We start from the raw sequence: 24,368 nt of genomic DNA, 5'->3' as shown, positions 1-24,368 counted from the left end.
AATAAAGGTATAGAAGTGTATTCATTATTAACATTATTTTAGGCATTTAGGAGGACACGATGGAAGAACGAATAGGTTTAGTAGATATTGGATCCAACACAATCAGATTAGTTATTTTCAACTTTAATAAAGCGACAGGCATTAATGAATTGCTCAACATTAAGACCCCTGCACGTCTAAGCCAATATCTCACTAAAGATAATAAGATGAGTAAAGACGGCATAAAAGTACTCATTGATGCACTACACAGTTTCAAATCTGTGTCAGATAAATTCAATGTAACCGCGTTACATCCGATTGCTACAGCAGCAATTCGTCAGTCTAAAAACAACGACGAAATCGTCAAGGAAGTTAAAAAGGAAGTAGGCATCGATATTAAAATCGTACCCGAATCAGATGAAGCCTACTACGGTTACTATGCAATCACACATACGACGGAAATCGAAAATGGTGTATCCGTTGATATCGGCGGTGGTTCGACTGAAGTAACATTATTTAAAGATAAAGAACTTTTTGAATCCCACAGCTTCCCTTTCGGTGTCGTGACACTCAAAAGAAAATTCTTCAATGACAAAGCGCACAATGACAAAGGTGCTATAAAAGATATGGAGAAATTCTTATCACAACAATTTGAATCGTTAGAATGGCTTAAAGATCAAAAGGTTGCACTTGTGGGTGTTGGTGGTTCCGCTCGAAATGTTGCGCGTATTCATCAAGCCGAGCATTCATATCCTATTGGCGGTGTCCACAACTACACAATGACGAATAAAGATATCGATGAAGTTTTTGATATCATTCGTAAAAACGATCGTGATGATTTAACCAACCTTGATGGTTTAAGTCGTGATCGTGCAGATATTATCCTTCCAGCGGTATCCGTATTCAAAACATTATATAAAATTGTAGACGCAAAGCAGTTTACATTCTCAAGAAATGGTCTACGTGAAGGCTATGTCATGAAACAAGTTCGTGAACGCTACCCTGACGTCTTTGATAAACATAACGTCCGTAAAGAGTCCATCCATTTCTTAGCACGTGAATACAAGATTGAAGATGTTAGTTCACAAGCGCGTCTCAAACTAGCTAAATCGTTATTATCACAACTCATTGATATCGCAGATTTAGATATTAGCGATAATGAGCAACGTCTCTTTGAAGAAGGCGCTTATATATACTATCTTGGTAGTTTCATCGATTCTGATTCAAGTTCTCCACACACGTATTACATCATTGCAAACTCAATGATAAACGGCTATACACATAAAGACCGAGTTAAATTGGCGTTACTTGCCAGCTTTAAAAATAAATCACTATTGAAATTCTATTGCCAAGAAACGGATTGGTTCAGCAATAAAGAAATAGATTCAATCCAAACATTAGGTGGCATTATTAAATTCATTAACGCATTAAACATTTCACAAACAAGTTTTGTTGTCGATGTCGAATTGAAGAAAAAGAAAAAAGGCGACGACGACTATCAATTAACTGTATTTTATACAGAAGGCGAGCCTATTGCCGAAGAATATCAAGCAAATAGACAGAAAAAACATATCGAAAAGATACTTAAAGGAAATGTTTCTATCATCTTTACAAAATCTTAAAACAAGTATGCTATCTTAAAGTTAGGATGTTATGCCTTTTACTTACTAATTGAAAAGAACAACGCATATTTGAGGAAATGACGAGGTGTATTTGGAATGCAAACTCAATTGGGAGAAAATGATATTAGCTTACCGCAATACTATAACAATCGCGAATTAAGTTGGCTTGATTTCAACTATCGTGTACTTCAAGAAGCCTATGATAAAAACAACCCGCTACTTGAAAAATTAAACTTTATATCTATTTTTAGTTCAAACTTAGATGAATTCTTCATGGTTCGTGTTGCTGGTTTAAAAGACCAGGTTAAAATGGGATTTGACAAACCGGAAAACAAAGCACAAATGACACCACAAGAACAAGTTGATGCTATCCAAGAAAAAGCTAAAAAATATGTAGATAAGCAATATGAACGCTACAATGAATTAATGACTGAACTTCGAGATTACGAAATTGTGATGTGTGAACCACACGAATTATCTGAACCAATATTAGATAAATTAGAAAGAGATTTCAAATTAACTATCTTGCCAACCTTAACACCACTCGGCATAGATGCTTACCATCCGTTTCCTAAGCTTAATAATAAAAGTTTAAACATCTTCGTTGATATTGACACTGAAGATGCCATCAATTCAGCCATCGTTCAAATACCATCACTTATTCCAAGATTTCTAACTTACAATGAAGGTGCTAAACAGTATGTTGTGATGGTTGAGGACGTAATTACTTACTTTATCAATTATTTATTTACTGGTTATGAAGTCTTAAATACATTTACTTTCAGAATTACAAGAAATGCTGATTTAACGATTCATGAAGATGGCGCAGAAGACTTACTTATCGAAATTGAACGTTTCCTTAAAGAACGTAAGAGTGGTTCAGCAGTACGTCTAGAAGTTGATGGTCGTACCGCTAATCCAGATGATCTTGATTGGCTTATCGAGACATTAGAAGTGGATCATCAAGATGTTTATTTCCTTAATGGACCACTTGATTTAACATTTATCTTTGGTTTAGTGGATCATTTATCTCATAAATTAAACTATCTCACTTACGAGAAATATTCACCACAAATTCCACGTTCACTAGGAAATAACAATTTATACGAACTTGCATTGAAACGTGACATCTTCTTCCACCATCCGTACGAATCTTTCGAACCGATCGTTGATTTTATCCGTGAAGCGGCAGATGACCCTAATACGATTGCAATTAAACAAACATTGTATCGTGTAAGTAAAGACTCACCTATCATTAAGAGTTTGAAAGAAGCCGCAGAAAAAGGAAAACAAGTAACTGTACTTGTGGAATTGAAAGCACGCTTCGATGAAGAAAACAATGTCCATTGGGCACGTATGCTAGAAGACGCAGGGTGTCACGTGATATACGGTATGACACACCTGAAAACACATAGTAAAATTGCATTAGTAGTTAAGCGTGTCGGTGGCGAATTAACGTCATTCGTTCACTTGGGTACAGGTAACTATAATGACAAAACTGCGAAATTATATACAGATATGGGTATTATCACTACAAATAAACAAATTGCAGAAGATGCAATTAACTTCTTCAATTATTTAAGTGGGTACTCTGTCAAACCAGAATACAATAAATTAATCGTTGCACCGTTTGATATTCGTGACGTCTTTATCGACCGAATCGACAAAGAGATTAGCAGTCACCTTCAACATGGTAACGGTAAAATTATGATGAAAATGAACTCATTAACAGACAAAACAATCATCGAAAAATTATTCGAAGCATCACAAGCCGGTGTGAAGATTCAACTCATTATTCGTGGTATTTGTTGCTTAAAACCTGGTATCCCAGGCATTAGTGAGAACATTGAAGTTGTAAGTATCGTTGGTCGATTATTAGAACACTCTCGTATTTATTACTTCCATAATAATGGCGATGAACGTATTTACTTATCATCAGCTGACGTAATGACACGTAATATGATTAAACGTGTAGAAATCCTATTCCCAGTTGAAGATAAAGAGATTGGTAAACGTTTAGTTGACTTTATGGATTTACAATTATCTGATAACCAAAAAGGACGTTTCCAAGACGAACATGGTCATTACCATTATGTAGAAAATAACTTGTCACCATTAAATTCACAAGTTTATTTAATGCAAGAAGCGATTAAATATGGCCAAGAACTTAAAAAACGTTCAGCTCAACCTTCAGGCATGCCCGTCGTATCGAAACGTCGTGCAAATTGGATGAACCGCATTCGTCGTTCATTAAAAAAATAATCTTTGAAATAGCTAAAAAGGCAATGGTCGCACATGATCATTGCCTTTTTTATATTGTTTACTTCTCTGGATGATCGTACCAATGATTTAAGAAATGATATAACACATCGCTGTAAGTTTGAAGTTCTGATGCTTCAATCTTCTCATCTACGCTATGTGCTTCTTCTAGACTACCAGGTCCATATAAAATCGTAGGAATACCAAAGTGCGCAGTCCAACCACCATCTGTGACGGTCGTACTCATACCATGTTTTAAGTCTGTGCCATGAACATGATGATGTGCTGATTGTAATTGTTTAAATCCAGGATGTTCTGTAGGTATTGTGAAGCTTGGGAAGATTTCACCTTTGTCTTCAATCATTGATTCGCCGCCCCATTCAAATTGTAATGGGTTCTCACGTAGCCAAATATCCGCTTCAGCCACACGATTCAAGTAATCTTCTATTTCTGCGACAACGTCTTCATAACGTTCATTTGGTAAATAATGTACTGTAATCCATAAGCGACATTCATCTGCAATAAATGCAGGATGGCGTCCACCTTCAATGACAGCTGGGTTTATCGTATTTGCACCTGGTGGCATTCCTGGACTATGTTTCATCACTGCCCAATGTTGTTCTAATTCATTTAATGCACGAATAATCTTAGCCATTTTTTCAATGGCACTCGCACCAAATAACCCACCACCTGCATGTATGGTCTGACTACGTGCACCGTCATGAATGGTGTTCTTACTCTTAATCGTAATCCATCCTGTAATTACGCCACCTTGACCAAGTGCCATATTCTCACTGGTATCTAACACAAGTGCTAAATCAGCTTTAGTACCAATTTCACAGGCACGCTTTGTACCTGCTTCGCCAACTTCTTCGCCTACGACAGACTGTACAATGATATCGCCTTTCGGTTGACGTCCTTCTTGATGTAACTGTTCAAGTACATAGAATAACGATGCCATGCCACCTTTCATATCACTGACACCACGTCCATATAACCAGCCCTCATTTTCAGTTAATTGAAAAGGCGGATACTGCCAGTTCGAATCATCATCGACTGACGCTACATCAACATGTCCATTTAATATGAGTTTCGGTGCTTCAGGGTCCTCACCCTTTAACGTTGCTACAATAATACTATCATTCTTATACAGTTGTTCTCGTTGAATGCTAAAGCCATAACGTGTTAATAATGTTTCTATCTCATCTTGTAATGGGTCGGTATTACGTCCCGGTGGACTCTCCGTATTGTAACTAACTAGCAATTCCAACAAGTTATAAAGACGTTCCTCCATCTTCGTCACTCCTTTAAATCATAATCCCCCACTATGTCCTTCATTACCAGTGTATCACGATAGAGATTACAAAAAAGGTGTTTCTTGCCAAATGACAAGAAACACCTATGATTATTGTTATACCGGTCGCACAGTCACTTCGTTTACATTGACATGTGCTGGTTGTGTTAGTGCATAAACTATCGCATCTGCTATGTTTTCAAGATCTAGTTTCTTACGACCACCAAAGTCACTATGTTCTGTCATTGGTGTATCCACCATACCTGGTAAGATGCTTGTCGTTTTAATACCTGTTTTGGCTAATTCTTTTTCTAAGCCATTAAAAATCATCAGTACGGCAGATTTCGTTGCACTATATAAGGCACTGGCTTTAGAAACTTCATTCGCAGATATTGAAGCTAAATTCACAACATGTCCTGATCCTTGTGCCTCGAACTTAGGTAATATCGCATTCAGACTATATAGAAGGCCTTTAATATTTGTATCTACCATTGCATCCCATGCGTCAATTTGATAGTCTGTGATTTTAGAAGAGCGCATAAGACCTGCACAGTTAACAAAGATATCGACCTGTCCAAATCTGTCGATGGCTTGCGCGACTAATGCATCAACGTCTGTTTGAATGGTTACATCTGTAGGTACAATGTGTACGGCCTCTTCATTTAATGTTTGTGCGACTTGGTTTAATTTATCTTCATTACGTCCAGCTAAGACGACTTTCACACCTTGTGTCGCAAGTGCTTTCGCTGTTGCTGCACCAATACCGCTACTTGCGCCAGTAATAATTGCTACGCGTCCATTTAATTCTGTCATTTCACTTCATCCTTTACTATAGATTCATTGAATACATTACCTTATTTCATATACATTAAACCTTCATAACTGTTCCCGGGAAATATTATCATGAAAACACTGAGAAGAATTGTAATCTTTATGAAAACGTATTAAAGTTAATGTATATACTTAAATCATTGGGCATATAGAAAGATAGGAGGAGACGCAATGACATTTGAAGAACGTATTCAAGCGTTACGCGCTGAAAAGAGTAGAACAAGTTTCTCATTCCATTTCATCGATTTATATAGTGAAGACGAGTGGATGAATATGAGCGTGAAACAACGTACACGCCAAGAAAGAGAATTTATCGCACAATTGGACGAAATACCACGTGTAAGAATGCCATTCTCTAGTCAAGAAGGTTATAAATTCAAGTTATATAATCAAGAATACCAATACAATGAAGTTAAGAAGAATTTCAAAGATTTATAATATGCAAAGGGAGCAAGACAGAAATAATGTTTTCTCAAAATTTATTTCGTTGTCCTGCTCCAGCAAGGATGACTAGGTTTGATAAACGCTTGATTGAAGCGCATTTTCAAATCAGTCATTTACTGTCAAAATGATAAAGAGGCTGAGACATTTTAGTATGTCCCAGCCTTTTTCAACACATTATTCCAGAATGATTAGGGGTATATTTATGGTATGCCTTCGACTGCTCACCAACGAAGGCATATAAGGTTCTTGAATGTTAATAGGAGGCCATTCAATTTGAATTAATTTGTAACGAGTGTTTTACGTTCGAGTCCATAGTAATATAGTCGTTCTGCATCAATGTACGGAATAGAATCGATAGTCAAGTAGCCATCTTTAATATCACCGATCATTCCTTGATTAACACCAGTTTTTAAATAAATTTCGTAACTGCCTTCATCAGAAAAAACAACTTCTTCAATTACTTTTCTCATCAGTATCACTTCCCATTACTTATTCCTTACAATTCTTATCATACACCCTTTTAAAAAATTTTAAAGTCTTTTGTGATACTTTTCACAAATAGTTCACTTTTTTGAAAATGAAAGTAATTGAAGGGATTTATGTATGTGGAATATACATCAAATAAAAAAGAAGAAATTCTAATTGAATTATCCCGTTCAGTAGCTATGCTTTCCGTGGGTACAGTTTCAGCCAGAATTACCAGACAGATAAATCTGTTGGTAATTCTAAGGTCTTCAACTCGTACTGTTCCCACAGGAGTCTTCGCTACTTTCCTATAATAATTCTTAGAATTTCTTTTATATTTAAAATTTTACTTAATTACTTTTACATTATCTTTAGTAACTATGAACCAACTTTGACATATTTGTTTTAACATATCTTTATAATATAGCATTAGAAAAGGCTTTTCTTTGGCATCTTTCGATACTCTCCAATAAGCTTTTTCAGATTTATTTAATACATAATCCTTATTACTACTATCGTATGGTTTGCTACCCACTTCATGCATTTTATTTAAACAATACTCATAGTAATTATCTTTATTCAAATTAAATCTTTTATCAATATCTTCCTGAAGAGCTGATTTTTTTACTGAGCAAATTTCTAATTTATTAATGTTATTAGAAAAAATTTCTTCCCCTTCATTCCACCCCCAAATAAATAAAAATGTTTCAGTTGAATCATATTTATCTCCAAATAGCCAACCTGTTCTTAATTCGTTTGATTTATTATGAAAGAATATTTCTAATGAAAAAGTCGGTATATCTTTATTAAAATATCTAGCTGCTGCCTTTTCATCGATATTCACTTTTTTACCATTTCCGTATTCAATGATTAAATCTATACCTCTATGTTGATTATCTAAATCAAATGTTCTTTCAGTATCTACAATTTCACAATTTTTATATACACTATTTAGCTTTGGGTAAAAATATTTATCCAAGAACTTTCCAATTTCTCTTTCTTTCTTCAAATCAAAACTGATCTTGCTCTCTACCATAAATATCACCTCAAATTTATATGTTCTTTACATAAATAATATCAAAATATTCTGTTATTTTAAACACAATAAAAAAGACAACACTTCTATAAGCATTGTCTTTAAAATAAACTCAACTGACTGAAATCATCATTCGTCATTTTTTCTATTTTCTCTATTTCATTACCTATTCGAGTAACCAGTGGTACTACCAAAGCATTACCCATGCAAAAATATCTCATTCTATCTGGCATTGTGTCAGTCCAATTATCAGGAAAACCATTTAGCCTTTCAGCCTCAACTGGAGTCAACGTTCTAAATTTACCATTTATACTCAAAAAGTGAGAACTTCTGTTAACCGAAGCTTCACTTGTTAACATTGTTCGTGCTGGTAAATCTAAAGAATCAAATTCTGACATACCACCTTCAGAAAAATAATATTCATGGCCGTCTTTAGAAGTACGCTTAATTTTTTTAGGCCCTCTTAAATATTTAAACTTTTCAATTTTATCATCAGTTAGTGAATAACTATCATCCACTTCTTTTAATACTATTTCTTTCAGCGGTGTAGGTTTTTCAAATATAGGTATCGTATCAATTGTTAAAATTTCACCGTTTTTCATAACACCGCTATTATAAAATTTGAAACTAAAATTATTAGATATATCAACAATATCATTTGAAATCGTTATAGACTCTACTCTATTCTTGTTAGGTTCTTTTTCAATAGGAAATGCTTTTGCAAACATTCCAGAATTATAAATAATATCTTCTAAAGAGTATTTATCAATCATATCTGCGTAATTTAAATCTTGTTTATAGCCAAAAATAAAAACTCTTCGTCTTCTTTGTGCATTTCCATAATCAGCAGCATTAATTACTCTCCATTCGACGTTATAACCTAATTCATTGAGTGTTGATAGCATTACTCCAAAATCTCTTCCTCTTTGACTTGAAGGTGACTTCAATAATCTATCTACATTTTCTAATAATAAATATTTCGGATAGGTATTTTGAATAAATCTAATAATTTGCCAAAATAAAACACCTTTTTTCCCCTGAATCCCTAATTCACCACTTAAGCTTCTAGCAACTGAGTAATCTTGACATGGAAATCCTCCGACAATCATATCAGCTTTAGTATGTGCTATTTCTTCATCACTAACAGATGCAATGTCTTTATTAACATGTTCTCCCGTTACAAATCTACTATTATAGCAATCAAAAGCATGTTGAATTTTTCTTGAAGGCTCCCACTGATTTGCCCATGTAACATCAAAGATTTTTTCTTCGGTATTTTCTAAACCTAACCGAAATCCTCCTACTCCTGCGAAAAGTTCAGCTACCTTTAGTTTTTCCATTAGGCACCTCCTTTACTAACATTAAACTTATTATACCATAAAAAGCGAACGATCGTTCGCTTTTTTCATTAATATTTTCAAAACATAACTATTTTATCACAATTGCTAAAGCATATCTTTAATTTGTTCTTTAATATATCTCTTATTAATCCAAAAGCTGTGTTTAGTCATCCACTGATCAGAATATTTCTCCTTATCATCTGGACGATTTAACCACTTAATCGGGGCGGGGAGAAAATCAGCATTTTTACCATTTACTCTATAATCTGCTTTACCTGCGTGCGATTTAAAATGACAAATCAATTCATCAGACCCCTTAATAAAATTACTACTAATTTTCCAAGGTTTACCTTCTTTTGTATATCTTTGCTGTAACTCCACGCCATTTTTCAATTTTTTTACAGTGTCTTCCCACACTATACGCACGGTATCCTCAATATCCTTCTCAGGCATACTAAAAAATTTAATTCCTTTAAAAACAGGCCCTTTAGACTCATCTTTTACCACAAAAAACAAAAATCTAGTTTCAAGCAAGAAGTTATGCCAAGATGCTGACGGATATCCTTCAGAATTTTCCCATTCTTCCTTGATTAGTTCATTAAATTTAGAAGCGTGAAAAGACATATCTTCTGCAATTTCATTATTTGATTTTACATTTACAGTTTTAACAACTATTGATGCTTTTTCAAATTCTTCTACGTTAGAAAAAGCATCAGTGCTAGTATTATTACCCTTTAAATTTAAAATTGCTGAAGCTATGCGATAATTTATAGCTTTATTACTATTACTTTCGATATTAAACTTTTGACATAGTTTCTCTATGGTCCAGTTAAAATATGGTTTAAATTTATCGTAAACAATATCTTCTATACTTTTATTTTCAATTTCAAATTTATCCTTAATAATGGATTCAACTTTCTCATCACCTAAGATATATTTTCTTAATAATGATGTCATGTAACCGGACTTTAATGAAAATGCACGTTGTTTAGCCGGAATGTCTGAATAAGGTTGTTTACGTACAGATTTAGCTGACTTACCCTTTGTACAAGGTGCTAAATAATCAGTTAAACTCTCACTTAATTCGTGCACTCTTCCTTCTCTAATGTATTGATTAATAGTATGCCAATCTTTTTTAATAATTTCATAATCAACTGGATTTTTCTTCATTTCATATAAAACAGCCTCTTCAATTTTCCATTCTTCTCTTTTCAAATCTTTAACATATTCATAAAATGCCAGTTCTATTGTCCCATTTTTATACAAAAACGAGCTTTCTTCAAATTGCTCTTTTGCCACTTTTTCATAATTAATTATATTAAGTACGAGTCTTTCTTTAGCACTATACTTACCGCTTTTCAACTTTTTAAATGGTGTTGCTTTTAATTCAACTCCCGCTTCTTCCATATCTGGTTTACTATCACTGTCTTTTGTTTTCCCAAACCATGCTTCAAATGCATCACCTACTGAACTCTTATATTCGTTAACCGGTGCGCCATTATTTAATTCTTTTAATGTCTCACCTACTGCCTCTTTTGCTCTATTATGAACCGCTTCTTTAGTCTTATACTCAACCATCTTACTATTACACATCCTTAAATGTTAAATAAGTAATTTAATTATATAATATATTTCTATATAAAGTAGCGTGTATTTGTATTGATTTTTATATGTATTAAAACAGTATTATGTTTTCATAATATTTCATACTTGAAGATAATAAAGTGATACTTTCAGTCCATTTTTTGATAACGTATACCTTAATGTTTGGTTTATAATTAACTTACATTAGATCGATCTGATGTACGAGGATATGAGGTCCTTAATTGATAAAATTCGTTAGAGGTTCATCTTAACTGGAGAGTAAGATGGGTCTCTTTCTTTTTTTCTATACTTTTTTGAATGAAGTAAAAAGTTTGATATTTTTAGCTAAAGTTTTGATATCCGGAGTGGTATTCTATTCGAATAATATATTGTACAATTTAAGTGTATTAGATTTATATCTAATACACACAGGTTTTGAAGAGGCTGGGAAATATAACCATTACATATTGTATTTCCCGACAGCTCATCTTAGCGGAAACTGGGATGAGTTGGTTTTATAGTTTTTGAAATATTTGTTCATAATACGTTTGACAAGTCAGTCAACTCAACATGAATCAACAGCCTAGATTACGTAATCTAAAGAAGAACCCATAATTCTTTATTCAATGTCAGGATGTATTATGATCGGTGTTTCGAGGAATACGCAATTACATGATGTTAATTAATACTTACTCTCTGATGCTTTATCTAAGTATTAATTAAAGCGGAATCGCTTTTAGAGAAATATGAGCGTGATGTATGGGGATACATCAAAGTTGAACCCCATAAACATTTAAGCTGATCACTTAAGTGTTTATGGGGTCTTCTTTTGCATTTACGGCTATAATCCTAATTCTTTAATAAACTGAACCAGTTCATCTTTCATCTTTGGATCTTTCAGGGCATACTCGATTGTTGTTTTAACGAATCCTAATTTCTCGCCAACATCATAACGATCACCGTCGAAGTCATATGCATATACAGGAATATCACTATTCATACGTTCAATCGCATCTGTGAGTTGAATTTCGTTTCCTGCGCCTTCTTTTTGTGTTTCGAGGTAATCAAATATTTCTGGTGTTAAGATGTAACGACCCATGATGGCAAGGTTCGATGGTGCTGTACCTTGTTTCGGTTTCTCAACAAATTGTTTGACTTCGTAACGGCGTCCTTCTTTTCCTAGTGGATCGATAATACCATATCGATGTGTAACACTCTCTGGCACTTCTTGAACACCAATGACTGAATGGCCAGTTTCTTCATAAACGTTCATCAATTGTTTAATTGCAGGTGTTTCTGATTCAACGATGTCATCACCTAATAAGACTGCGAAGGGTTCATTCCCTATGAATTGACGAGCGGTATGTATCGCATGGCCTAATCCTTTTTGTTCTTTTTGTCGAACGTAGAAGATGTTTGCTAAGTCTGTTGAATATTGTACTTTCTCTAGTAACTCATCTTTACCTTTGGCTTCAAGAACCATTTCTAATTCCTTTTGGTTGTCAAAGTGATCTTCAATTGCGCGTTTATGTTTACCAGTTACGATGATAATATCTTCAATTCCTGCACGTGAAGCCTCTTCCACTATGTATTGAATTGTTGGTTTATCTAAGATTGGAAGCATTTCTTTCGGCATCGCTTTAGTGGCTGGTAAGAATCGCGTCCCTAAACCAGCAGCAGGTATGATTGCTTTTTTTATCTGTTTCAAACTCAAGTAACTCCTTTGCACATTGTGTCTTTTATATCATTTTTTAGTTTATCACGCTTTGGAAGTCTTTCCTAGTGATAGCCTGTGATACCCTATTGTTTGAGGATGCTTTTAAGTTCTATTCTAGAATTTTGTAACAAATCTAAATCAATATCGTTCGCTATTGAAAACGCGCATTATATCTTTCTTTAGTATTGCTATCTAGACTTATAACCTATGGTTAAAAAAATTGCCACTCTAACGAGCGACAATTATTATTACATATTACACAAACAAACTAATGAATAAGATAAAGATGATACCTGATACAGAAATAATGGTTTCAAGTAATGACCATGTTAGGAATGTTTCTTTTACGGTTAAACCGAAGTATTCTTTAAACATCCAGAAGCCTGCGTCGTTAACATGAGATAAGATAACACTTCCGGCGCCTATTGCGAGCACAACGAGTGCAACGTTTACGTCAGAGTGTTGCAATAATGGTAAAACGATACCTGTGGTAGAAATGGCAGCTACTGTAGCTGAGCCTAATGCGATACGTAATACGGCTGCTACAATCCAAGCAAGTAAGATTGGTGACATGGTTGAACCTTCGAACATTTTCGCGATGGTATCGCCTACGCCGCCATCAATCAGTACTTGTTTGAATGTACCACCGCCGCCAATGATTAAAATCATCATACCTATTGGATAGATGGCGTTGGTAACTGACTTCATAATATCGTCCATTTTTCTACCACGATTTAAGCCCATAGAGAAGATCGCAAAGATAACTGAAATTAACATTGCTGTACCTGCAGTACCAATGAAGTAAACAATTTGTTCAAATAAATTTGTAGCTGCTTCATGGCCTGTAATTAATTGTACAATAGTTGAAATTAACATTAAGATAACTGGCAACACAGCTGTAAATAAACTTAACCCGAAGCTTGGCATTTCAGATTCTTTGAATTCTCTTTGAGATCCTAGTGCTGAGATATCCCCTTCACGCGTGTAGGCAGAAGGAATGATTTTTTGTGCAATTTTATTAAATATTGGTCCAGCGATAATCGTTACTGGAATGGCAATGATAATACCAAATAGCAATACTTGACCAACGTTCGCTTTTAATTCTTTTGCAATAACAACGGGGCCAGGGTGTGGTGGTAAGAAACCGTGTGTTACTGATAAAGCCGTCACCATTGGTAAACCTAATTTAAGTGGTGAGACTTTCGCACGTTTAGCAATTGTAAATACTAATGGAATTAATAGAACTAACCCTACCTCGAAGAATAGCGCGATACCTACAATAAAGGCTGCGATTAGCATTGCCCATTGCACGTGTTTCGGTCCAAATTTAGCAATCAATGTATCGGCAATTCGATTGGCACCGCCACCATCAGCAAGTAATTTACCAAGCATGGCACCTAATCCAAAGATTAGCGCAATGTGACCGAGTGTACTTCCCATGCCCGCTTCTATGGTTTCCATAATTTTATTTAATGGCATACCTAGCAATATCGCAGTGACAACAGAAGTGATGATTAATGAAATAAACGTGTTCAATTTTAAGAAAATAATTAATGACAAAAGTAATAAAATCCCAATAACAACACTGATAATTGGCCAAATATCTCCAAACATCGTAAACCCTCCTAATGTTTTCTTTTTCTAATTTAATAATTTACTCCATGTGCTTACGTTGAAAGTCTGCAATTTCTGCATAACGTTCCTCTAATGAACGACTTAAGTTGATAAAGATGGATACTAACTGTTGATACACTTGAACTGTCTCTGGATTAGGTTGATGCGCGTTCGTTGTCCCGACCATTTGTTCAATAATTGAGTAGTCTTCAATGTCGCCTAATGCTTTCAAACCTAATACACATGCGCCTAAACAAGAGCTTTCATAGCTTTCAGGTACGATGAGATCTGTGTCGAAGATATCTGCCATCATTTGACGCCATACTTCACTCTTAGCAAAGCCGCCTGTTGCTTTGATTGTACTTGGTGTTTCATTCATGACTTCCACAAGCGCAAGATAGACTGTATACAGGTTATAAAGTACACCCTCTAATGCGGCACGTATCATATGTTCCTTTTGATGAGAGAGCGTTAATCCGAAGAATGACCCACGCGCATCTGCGTTCCATAATGGTGCACGTTCCCCTGCAAGGTAAGGATGGAAAATAAGTCCTTCTGCACCTGGTTTAACTCGGCTAGCGATTTTAGTTAGTACATCATATGGGTCAACGCCTAAACGTTTCGCCGTTTCCACTTCACTTGCGAGTAATTCATCTCTCAACCATCTTAGTACGACACCGCCGTTATTTACGGGTCCACCAATAACATAATGGTCTTCGTCCAATACATAACAAAAGATACGACCTTTATAATCTGTGCGTGGTTTATTAATTACTGTGCGAATAGCACCAGATGTACCAATCGTGACAGCTACTTCGCCCTTTTTATAGCTGTTTACACCTAAGTTTGATAGTACGCCATCACTTGCGCCAACAATAATAGGCGTATCCTCATCTATGCCCATTAGGGTGGCGTAGCGTTTTTTCATACCTTTAAGTATGTGTGTGGTAGGTACTAATTGTGGTAACTGTTCCTCAGTGATACCAAGTAATTCGAGTGCTTCTGCATCCCAATTGCGTGTTTCTAAATTAAACATACCTGTCGCGGATGCCATTGAATGGTCAATAACGTATGTTTCGAATAGTTGATAAAATATGTATGTTTTAATATCGGCGAACATCGCCGTTTGTTTATAAATATCAGGTTGTTCATGTTTCATCCAGAAGATTTTAGATAATGGTGACATTGGATGAATTGGTGTTCCTGTGCGTTGATATATGTCTGAGCCATGATGTTCCTTATTAATACGTTCAGCATATTGACTTGCGCGATTATCAGCCCAAGTGATACTCTCAGTCAATCGGTTATGTTGCGCATCGAGTGCAATCAAGCTATGCATTTGTGCACTAAATGCAATGAGTTTGATGTCTTCTTTTTTAATATTTGCTTCTCTTACAACATATTTCACAGTCATAAGAACGGCATCAAACAATTCGTCAGGATTCTCTTCAGATACATCAACATTGGGTGTATGTAAGGGGTAGCCAATGCTATGTTTCATGATAAATTGTCCATTTTCATCGTATAATACGGATTTCGTACTTGTTGTCCCAATGTCCACACCAATCATGTAGTTCATAGTATTCCTTCTTTCTTCTATTTATCTTAGCCAGAAACTTTCAATATCTTCGCCAACATCGTCGAAATTTAAATGAAAGGCTTCTCTTAATTTCGCTGAATCATAGTGTTCAATCGCCTCAACAAACACATTATGATTGTGATGAATGCGTTCAAAATCTGCTTTATCATGGTCCATACGTTGTCGCATGGATAACAATACGAGTGTTTCGATCACTGGTTTCAAATGTTTCCAGAATGTTTGTAAATATTGGTGATTTGATGCATGCATCATTGCTTCATGAAATTGAATATCATGTTGTGTGAATGCTTCAGCATCTTCGAATTTAACTGCTACTTTCATCATTTCAAGATGTTTACGCATCTCTTTAATAATCGGTTCTCTATCTATATGTTTTATCTTTGCGAATGCAAACGACTCTAGCATTAATCGTAAATCATACAGTTCTTTCTTCTCTTGCTCACCAAATTGCAATACTTTAGCGCCCATGCGTTCTAATTGAATGAGTTGATCTGTTTGTAATAATTTAAAGGCATCTCTAACTGGCGAACGGCTAACGTCAAATTGTTTAGCCACTTGATTCTCTGTAAGTAGTGTACCTGCTTCAATCTCACCACTTACAATTTGTAAACGTATTTCTGCTGCGACACCTTCCCCTTTAGACATGCCTCCAAGCCACTGCGTTGGATAACTTTCTTTCACATGCATCACTCCTATTCATTCAATTACAACTTGTATACAAGTATATTAATATATCGTATTCATTTTTGCAAACGCTTTCTTTTTGAAAGTAAATATCCCGGTCCTAAATAGACCGGGATGGATAGTAACATGATTTATTTTTTCTCATTTGAAACTTCAATACAATAATGGGTTTCATGGCAATTTGGACATGGTAATTTACGTGTTTGCATAGTATGTCGCGCCACGATAAATTGTTTCACAGATGGTTTAAACGTATGTTGGCAATTTGGACACAAATATGAAATGTTTTTATAATAGAATGTCGTTAATCCTATGGCATAGGTTACTAAAATAGGCAAGATTGAAACGAAAGGCTTACTTGAACTTCTCAGTAAACTTGCAATTAGTCCTGTGTATTGAATAATACCAATGACGCCTGCGCTCATCCATACTTTCTTTCTAAATGTCTTCAATGTCGTAGATTGTTTCATCGCTTTATCTATGTCAGATAGATGATTGATTGGTGCACTTGAGTGATCTGAAATGTACTGTTCTACATCATTGATATGCTGTAATGCTTTTGTTTGATCGTATATATGTGTTTGCAATGCTTCCTTATGTAGTTGAAGCATTGTTTTTAATGTCTGCATATCGCTATCTTCGTACAACAATGTTTTAATTTCATCTAACGTACAACCAAATTCCTTTAATAACGAAATCAACTGTAATTGTTGTACATCGTCTTCATTGTAATATCTGCGATTTGATTCTGCTGTACGTTTCGCTGTTAATAGACCTTTTCGATCATAATATTGTAGTGTTCGAACCGTTATACCTAGTTGATCAGCTAGCGCCCCAATAGTGTAATGTGACATAGTGTCCACCTCCTACATTGAATATAGTATATGACGTAACGTCACATTCAAGACCTTTTGATAAATGATGTTATCGGTCAGTCTAAAGGCAGTCTTATTTATCTTCAATCCATGATTTTATATGATCAATAATCCCTACAGTGCCATTAGGTAATTGTTCAAGGACAGATGGAAAGTCCATGTGTCCAATACCAGGATAGACGATTTCTTTCGTTTCTCCACCATAGCGTTTATACTGCTCCATAGTGGCTTGTGAATCTGTATACGGGATAATTTCATCATCTTGACCAGAGATAAATAATAACTTTGGAAATTGTTCAATTTCTTCAATATCTGGAAGATAATCTGCTTTAATTGTATATAATAAATCAGTGATGATCGTCTTAATCGGGGCTACAAAGGATAAGATATCTAGTCCGTTTTCTTTTCGTGCGTAAACTGTTTTCTTTAAGATGTATTGTGGCAAGTTTTTGATGGCAGTAATTTCATCTTTGAAATGGTCACGCTTACTATCTGTTGAGAATAAACGTGCAAGCATACTCGTGTTTGGCGTAATTTTAGCTGCGCTACTTAAATACACAAGATGAGATATCGGTAGTTTATTAAATTTCAATAGACGTGTGCCAATCATCCCTCCCATTGAATACCCAATAATCATGACCTTTTCAAGGTGTTGTGTGGCAACGATTTGTTCCAAAACATCTTCAATTCGTTCAGAGTAATCATCTAAAGTATGGTTATTACGATCAATCTTTGAACTTTTACCACGACTAGGACAATTAATGAAAATCATTTTATACTCTCTGAAGTAGGGTTCGAACATGGTCATAATACGGTATGTCATGATAGCACCATGTATAAATACGATTGCTCTATTTGATGTTGGATTGCCCGCGAAAGCGACTTCTACTTGTTCGTTATGATAATTTTTTAATTGATAAATTTGTGTTTTAAAATGTTTTCTGTTCATAATCAACCTCAAAAATCCCTATATTACTAAATTATTATTTTATCATAAAATTATCAAAACAGAGACAAATTAAAAAAGCATAACTTATAAAATTGTTACAGGTTACGCACAATCCAATAAGTTACGCTTTATCGTTTAACGTTATTCATTATTATCTGAAATCGCAGAATGAATGGATTGCATTTTAGATTCTACATCTGAAATTTCAAGGGCACAGTCTTTTAACATATCGCTATAATCTTCTGTATTAGCGTTATTTTTATAACGAATTTTATGTTCTAAACTTGCCCACATATCCATGCCAATGGTTCTAATTTGAATCTCTACAGGTAATGTTTCCACTTTATTGGATAAGAATACGGGAATTGTCACAACGATATGTAAACTACGATACCCATTTTCTTTCGGATTTTTAATATAATCTTTACGTTTGAGAAGTTTAACGTCTTCTTGTTTTAGGAGCATCTTCTCAATGACATATATATCTTCTAAATAGTTACAAACGACACGAATTCCCGCAATATCAAGAATATGTTTACGCGCACTTTCTGCACTAATTTCGACTTGCTTACGATGTAGTTTTTTAATTAGACTATTCATTTCTTTTACACGTCGTTCCATGTGATGAATCGGATTATGTTTATAAACATAGTTAAAGTTGTCATCGAGAATATCTAATTTGGTGCTGATTTCTTTTAAGGCTGAGGCGTATAAATGATCGAGTTCTACGAAACCAATTAATCTATCAAAGGCTTCATCTCCATCTTTGAAATGATGTAAGTTATCTTTAAATTCACTTCGTAATTCTTCTATATACAATGATGGTTTTCTTTCTACATACATAGTATTTCCTCCTTAATCATCACTGTTTATTATATCGAATTACAAAATAAACTAAAAATAATACTCTTTTATTGCAGATTATTTTAGAACTTTCAATTGATAATGAAAACGCACGACGTTGAAACAGCATTCTGTTTGAACGCATTGTTTCAGCCTCGTGCATTGATTTTATTGCGATGATTCACTTTTTTTATGTTCAATGACTGTCGTACCACGATTATCAGCAATAGCTTGCGCGCGTTTCGTGGCGTCTGCTTTCTTCTCAAAAGTATCGGACGCTTGTTTCGCCCCTTCTGTTTTCACTTTCCATTCGTCATCTTCAAAATATACATGTACATTTTTGTCATTGAGTTTTGGATTCGCTGATTGATCCTTTTGGTGTTGTGTGACATGCTTGTGCTTTAATTCATCAAGCGCTGCTTTCGATGCATCTTTATACCAATCTTTAGCTTGTTGTGTTGCAATCGGTATAACATCGCCTTCTTTATAGCCATCTTTCAACATTGCATTACCAATATCGATGGCTTTTTTTCGTTCTAATTCATCAAAGTACTTCCACGTATTCGGATAATCGTCCATCGTCCAAGGCATGGTATCAATCTCCTTTTTTAATTGATAGTTAGCTTTACCACTATCACCAAAAGTGAAACTCGATGATGATATTATGCTTTAATTGCAGCTCCATCTTCAACTTCATTAATATCTTTACGTGTATGCACACAATTATTTTGCAGTCGCATTAATGCCGATTTAATGTAATTATATTGCGGTAAATCGGAAAGTTCATTAATTTCAAGTCTGCTTTGAAGTTCGAAATGTTTCGCTAAGTTCTCAAAGGTAACAAGGTATTCTCCCATTTGATGATCAGAAATACGTTGACGTTGATGATCTTGCATTGCACGCATTAACATAAAGTTAATTTCTTCTAATGTGAAGATACTTGGATAATAATAACGAATCACTTCTTGATTTGAGAATAATTCACCACTTGCTGAATTATTAATTTGTGTCATGTTACTCATTTTCACTGATAAAGCTAAGCTTTCATCTCTTTCACGTAAATCATCTTGGTAATGATTTTCTGAGAATAAATATTGGAAGATAACGGCTTCTTTACGAACCACTTCTGCAATCGTTCGTGGTAACATGGCGGATGCTGTTTGTCGATTAATAAGTAAGATCCCAACAACTGCGATGGCAATACCAATCAATACATCAAAGATGCATGTATAGGCAATTGAAATGGACAGGTTATCTGATGCTAAACCATTTAATAATATAACTTGGATTGTAATAAAGATTACCGCAAAGGCATAGTTAGAACCTACAAATGTTTCAGTAACCATTGCCGCAAGACCCATAATGATGACTGCGATAACCAAGTGTGGATTGAAATATAGTATTGCTGATAATACGAGTGTACCTAAGATGGTACCTAAGCCACGGGCTACAGAACGGTCTAACATGCGTCGTGTTGTCATACCTAATAAGATGGTATGCGCCGTTAATGGAATCCAGTAAGATTTTTGGATATTAAATGCTAATGAAATAAAAATGGCCACTGCCATAATTACGGCATAAATCAAAGTATTCCGAAATACGATAGAATCTAACGTTAAATTATGAATGATACGTTGACTGTAAAGTGGCTTACGAACACTCGCTTCATGTTCAATTTGGTTAGAATCTAAGTTTGTAATTTCATCGATTTTCAAGATATATTGCCATAAATCGTCAAACACTTCATCAACATTGACTTCTTTCGTCCATTTTTCTCGTGCTGCTGATGTGCGATATGCATTGCGTATTGCAACGTCCATCATTTCAACTAATTCATTTGGAATTGGGCGTATACCTTTTTCATGTAATTCCAATAGCTCTGAATACAAACCTTGTGCTGAGGTATGTAGCAATAACAATCTTTGGAAGCGTGGACTTAATTTTTGATCAGCCCCAGCTGTTGCAGTGATTAACAATTCATCAGAGTTCTTGAATTGTGTTACTGCTGCTTTGGCACTCTCTTTAAACTTGTCAACATCGTTATAATTGTGCATTAATTCTTTAATCATGTTAAAGTCAGCATTAATTGCTCTATTTTCAATCTTTTGCTTTTGGAAAAGGATTGTCAAAATAACTACAAATGTAGCAATCGCACCACCAATAAGAATGGCAACACCGCGGTACAGTGCTTCATTTGGTGCTACTGGCAAGTTGCTCGGTAAACAAAATGTTACAAGGAAGAAAGTTGAAGACGGTCCAGCTATCTTCAATGCACTGAAGATATAATAAGGAATGACCGTAACTAATAATAATGTCACACCATATAGAATCGGTTCAGTAACCGTAAGTGTTCCCAGTATCATACATACGGCAAATGAGAGTGAACATAAGATAACTGTTCTAATCATTGAACGTGGTGAGCTTTTGAACACATAAATATGTGCCAATGTCCCAGTTGACACGAGCAATCCTAGTGCGAAATTACCTAGGAAATAACCTAATAGAGCTGGGATTATTAATAACAAGCCCTGTCTGATACCTTTCATCGGGTCAACTTTACTTGTATCAAATGTGATAAGTGATTTTAAAACATTTCCCAATGTTATCTTTCCTTTCTATAAAACATACATATTCAATGATAACACTTTTTATTCGTTTATATGATAGTGATTGTTCAAATAATAAAAAGGTAGGATTGAAATCATCGCTTCACAATTGACTTCTTATCCTACCTTAGTAATGTTTACGTTATGAAATTAACTTTAATTATTTTACTTCAGCTACGTCGATCACTGGTTTTTCTGTAATATAGTTACCGATATTTTCACTAAACACTTTAAAATGATCTGAATGATTGTGTGCTTCAACAGCAGCTTGATCTTTATAGTTCTCTACAACTACGAACGTATTACGTTCACTTACATCTTCATAGTGACTATAAAATGTATTACCTTCTTCTTCACGTGCATGTTTGACTAAATTCGTCATTAAATCTAAATAAGCAGCACGATGTTCTTCACTTACTTTAAGTTTTGCATTAATAATAATCATACATTTCACCCTCAATTTGTGATTTATTCACTATCATCTTACCACTTCCACACATATAAAACAGGGAGTGGGACAGAATTCTTTTTAAATTCGTCGTCTCACTCCCAACTTTCTTTGCTTGTAGAATTTCTTAGTGAAATTCTCTTTGTTGGGGCCCCGACTCCCAGCTTGCTTTGTTTGTAGAATTTCTTGATGAAATTCTCTTTGTTGGGGCCCCGACTCCCAACTTGCTTTACTTGTAGAATTTCTTGATGAAATTCTCTTTGCTGGGGCCCCGCCCGCAAGGATGACTAAAACTGAGAAAAGCTTGATTTAAGCGCCTTCTCAGTTCAGTCAGCTACTGCGTAATTGCAAAATAGCTTAATTATATTATTTATGTCCCAGTCTCGACTATTTATCTAGGCATAATGCCCTAGTTTATATAAAATTATTTTAATTCACGACTTTCATCTTTAATCAATGGTTTATCTGGTGATACAAATAACCATAAAATTGCTGCGATAACTGCTGGAATAATTAGCAATTGGAAAGTCATTGTCCAACCAAGTGATGCTACTAATGCACCAGCTAAGAATGGACTTAATAACGCACCAATGTTACCCCATAAGTTCATCCAACCAGATACAGTACCTGCGAAGTTTCTACCAATGTCATTCGCTGCAGCCCAGCTCATACCCATTGATACGCCCATACCACCTAAACCAAGTGATAACCAGAAAATAGTTACATATAAATTATCAGTATGTACTGCAAAGAAAATTGAAACTGCAAATACGATGAAACCTACAATAGCAATCAAACCTCTTGAAATAAATCTTGATTGACCACTGCGTAAAATTTTATCTGAAATCGCACCAGCAGATAAAATTAAAATAAACATAATGAACCAAGGTAATGAACTAATCGCCATGTCTTTAAATTCTACATGATATTGTTCAGTTAAGTACGTTGGTAACCAAATTAAGAATAATGAAATAACAAATTGTACTACAAAGTATTGACCTGCAATCGCATAGAAACTAATACGACGGAAGAATTGATTCCATGGTGGTAATGATTTCGTTGTTTGAACAAGGTCACGATTCTCCATAATGAAATGTTTCTCTGCGTCATTAACCATACGATGTTGTTCAGGTAAATCTTTCGCAATAATTCCCCATAATATTGCAATTAAGATACCTGCCACACCAAAGATATAAAATACTGCTTGCCAGTTAAATGCGTTTACAATAGCAATTGTAATGACAGGTGCTAATACAGGCCCAAAATATGAACCAGCAAGTAACATACTTGATGCTCTACCTTTCTCATCTTTAGAGAACCAGTTTGCATTAAACACGGCGTTTGATGGATACATAGGCGCTTCCCCGATACCGAATAAGAAACGAACTAAATATAATAAACCGTGATGTTTAATCATACCTGTTAAAATGGTGAAAGCACTCCACCATACTAAAGCAATTGTAATCATCTTACGTGGTCCGAATTTCTCAGCTAGCATACCTGAAGGTACTTGCATTAAAGCATAACCTAACGAGAAGAATGAAGCTAATAGACCAAATTGTTGTTTTGTCATATGTAAATCTTCCATCATTTGCGGGGCAATATACGAAATGTTGGATCTATCCATATAGGCGATTACACCTATAATAAAAAATGCTAATGCAAAAAACCAACGAACACTACTTTTCTTTTGTCTTTGTACCATAACCTCTTTTTCCTACTTCCTCTAATTTGTTGATTCTAAATATGTTGTCTAATATACTCACAAGACTCCCTATTATACAAAAATAACTCCCTTATAATCCTTACCATCATAGGGTTTTTAGCATTTATTTTTATTTATATTACCAGGTTTTGAAATCGTTTTCAATATCTTATTTAAAAGTTCTTTTATTAAATTGTACATCGTTCGTTACTTTATTCACTAATTGCGTCATTTGGGAGTGGCGCAGCATTCTTTTCACATTCATTGTCCACTCCCAGCTTGCTTAGCTTGTAAAATCACTTTCGTGATTTTTTGTGTTGGGGCCCCGACTTCCAGCTTGCTGTGTTTGTAGAATGTCGTAATGTCATTCTTTGTGGTGGGCCCCACTCCCAAGGATGACTAGAACCGACAAAAGCTTAATTTAAGCGCCTTCTCCGTTCAGTCAGCTACTGAGAATTGGTGAAATAGGATCA

General features: G+C 35.0%; 20 protein-coding genes. 3 read left to right on the top strand and 17 right to left on the bottom strand.

Going from position 1 to position 24,368, the window contains the following annotated elements:
• The first annotated feature begins 59 nt into the window (after positions 1-59).
• Both ppx and KA909_RS05425 read left to right on the top strand, forming a co-directional pair.
• Positions 60-1,601, top strand: coding sequence for an exopolyphosphatase (gene ppx / locus KA909_RS05430; protein ID WP_075108123.1), 1,542 nt, complete (start codon positions 60-62; stop codon positions 1,599-1,601).
• A gap of 96 nt (positions 1,602-1,697) precedes the next feature.
• On the top strand, positions 1,698-3,863 hold the full coding sequence (locus KA909_RS05425) for an RNA degradosome polyphosphate kinase (RefSeq protein ID WP_210130029.1): 2,166 nt from the start codon (positions 1,698-1,700) through the stop codon (positions 3,861-3,863).
• 58 nt (positions 3,864-3,921) lie between these two features.
• Here KA909_RS05425 and KA909_RS05420 read toward each other — a convergent pair whose 3' ends face one another.
• Together KA909_RS05420 and KA909_RS05415 are read right to left on the bottom strand one after the other, a co-directional pair.
• Positions 3,922-5,154, bottom strand: a complete 1,233-nt coding sequence (locus KA909_RS05420; RefSeq protein WP_210130028.1) for an acetylornithine deacetylase — start codon at positions 5,152-5,154, stop codon at positions 3,922-3,924.
• A gap of 117 nt (positions 5,155-5,271) precedes the next feature.
• Positions 5,272-5,967, bottom strand: a complete 696-nt coding sequence (locus KA909_RS05415; protein ID WP_210130027.1) for an SDR family oxidoreductase — start codon at positions 5,965-5,967, stop codon at positions 5,272-5,274.
• 189 nt (positions 5,968-6,156) lie between these two features.
• On the opposite strand from KA909_RS05415, the gene KA909_RS05410 reads away from it, so the two are divergent.
• Positions 6,157-6,423, top strand: a complete 267-nt coding sequence (locus KA909_RS05410) for a DUF1413 domain-containing protein (RefSeq protein WP_070854710.1) — start codon at positions 6,157-6,159, stop codon at positions 6,421-6,423.
• Between the two features lie 284 nt (positions 6,424-6,707).
• Here the strand turns inward: KA909_RS05410 and KA909_RS05405 are convergent, their stop codons facing one another.
• The 15 genes from KA909_RS05405 to KA909_RS05335 form a co-directional block, all read right to left on the bottom strand.
• Positions 6,708-6,899: a hypothetical protein gene (locus KA909_RS05405; protein ID WP_053028767.1), complete on the bottom strand. Its 192-nt coding sequence runs from the start codon at positions 6,897-6,899 to the stop codon at positions 6,708-6,710.
• Positions 6,900-7,240: 341 nt separating this feature from the next.
• Positions 7,241-7,930 (bottom strand): hypothetical protein, encoded by a 690-nt coding sequence (locus KA909_RS05400; RefSeq protein ID WP_210130026.1) that lies wholly within the window; start codon positions 7,928-7,930, stop codon positions 7,241-7,243.
• Positions 7,931-8,031: 101 nt separating this feature from the next.
• Entirely contained in the window at positions 8,032-9,270 is a 1,239-nt protein-coding gene (gene dcm, locus KA909_RS05395; protein WP_193838973.1) for a DNA (cytosine-5-)-methyltransferase, read from the bottom strand.
• 105 nt (positions 9,271-9,375) lie between these two features.
• Positions 9,376-10,848 (bottom strand): Sau3AI family type II restriction endonuclease, encoded by a 1,473-nt coding sequence (locus KA909_RS05390; RefSeq protein WP_210130025.1) that lies wholly within the window; start codon positions 10,846-10,848, stop codon positions 9,376-9,378.
• An 847-nt stretch (positions 10,849-11,695) separates the two neighbouring features.
• A complete protein-coding gene (galU, locus tag KA909_RS05385) occupies positions 11,696-12,562 on the bottom strand; it encodes a UTP--glucose-1-phosphate uridylyltransferase GalU (RefSeq protein WP_053028771.1) in 867 nt (288 codons plus the stop codon).
• A 264-nt stretch (positions 12,563-12,826) separates the two neighbouring features.
• Positions 12,827-14,185: a gluconate:H+ symporter gene (locus KA909_RS05380; RefSeq protein WP_053028772.1), complete on the bottom strand. Its 1,359-nt coding sequence runs from the start codon at positions 14,183-14,185 to the stop codon at positions 12,827-12,829.
• A gap of 40 nt (positions 14,186-14,225) precedes the next feature.
• Entirely contained in the window at positions 14,226-15,764 is a 1,539-nt protein-coding gene (gene gntK / locus KA909_RS05375; RefSeq protein WP_193838971.1) for a gluconokinase, read from the bottom strand.
• A 21-nt stretch (positions 15,765-15,785) separates the two neighbouring features.
• The gene (locus KA909_RS05370) at positions 15,786-16,472 is read right to left on the bottom strand and encodes a GntR family transcriptional regulator (RefSeq protein WP_228481710.1); all 687 of its coding nucleotides are present in this window, start codon (positions 16,470-16,472) and stop codon (positions 15,786-15,788) included.
• Positions 16,473-16,600: 128 nt separating this feature from the next.
• Positions 16,601-17,323, bottom strand: coding sequence for a MerR family transcriptional regulator (locus KA909_RS05365; protein WP_193838969.1), 723 nt, complete (start codon positions 17,321-17,323; stop codon positions 16,601-16,603).
• A 94-nt stretch (positions 17,324-17,417) separates the two neighbouring features.
• Entirely contained in the window at positions 17,418-18,293 is an 876-nt protein-coding gene (locus KA909_RS05360) for an alpha/beta fold hydrolase (protein ID WP_053028776.1), read from the bottom strand.
• Positions 18,294-18,434: 141 nt separating this feature from the next.
• Positions 18,435-19,136, bottom strand: coding sequence for a GTP pyrophosphokinase (locus KA909_RS05355; protein ID WP_053028777.1), 702 nt, complete (start codon positions 19,134-19,136; stop codon positions 18,435-18,437).
• Between the two features lie 168 nt (positions 19,137-19,304).
• Complete coding sequence (locus KA909_RS05350; protein ID WP_193838968.1) at positions 19,305-19,727, bottom strand: DUF2188 domain-containing protein; 423 nt, start codon at positions 19,725-19,727, stop codon at positions 19,305-19,307.
• A 71-nt stretch (positions 19,728-19,798) separates the two neighbouring features.
• On the bottom strand, positions 19,799-21,736 hold the full coding sequence (locus KA909_RS05345) for an FUSC family protein (protein ID WP_210130024.1): 1,938 nt from the start codon (positions 21,734-21,736) through the stop codon (positions 19,799-19,801).
• 166 nt (positions 21,737-21,902) lie between these two features.
• Positions 21,903-22,187 (bottom strand): putative quinol monooxygenase, encoded by a 285-nt coding sequence (locus tag KA909_RS05340; RefSeq protein ID WP_075108140.1) that lies wholly within the window; start codon positions 22,185-22,187, stop codon positions 21,903-21,905.
• Between the two features lie 427 nt (positions 22,188-22,614).
• The gene (locus KA909_RS05335) at positions 22,615-23,895 is read right to left on the bottom strand and encodes a pyruvate MFS transporter (RefSeq protein WP_193838966.1); all 1,281 of its coding nucleotides are present in this window, start codon (positions 23,893-23,895) and stop codon (positions 22,615-22,617) included.
• Between the last annotated feature and the right edge of the window lie 473 nt (positions 23,896-24,368).

Origin of the sequence: Staphylococcus sp. GDX8P54P (assembly GCF_017893165.1) — a bacterium.
In the GTDB taxonomy this organism is placed as follows: Bacteria; Bacillota; Bacilli; order Staphylococcales; family Staphylococcaceae; genus Staphylococcus; species Staphylococcus borealis.
This window is presented reverse-complemented; position numbering and strand designations above follow the sequence as displayed.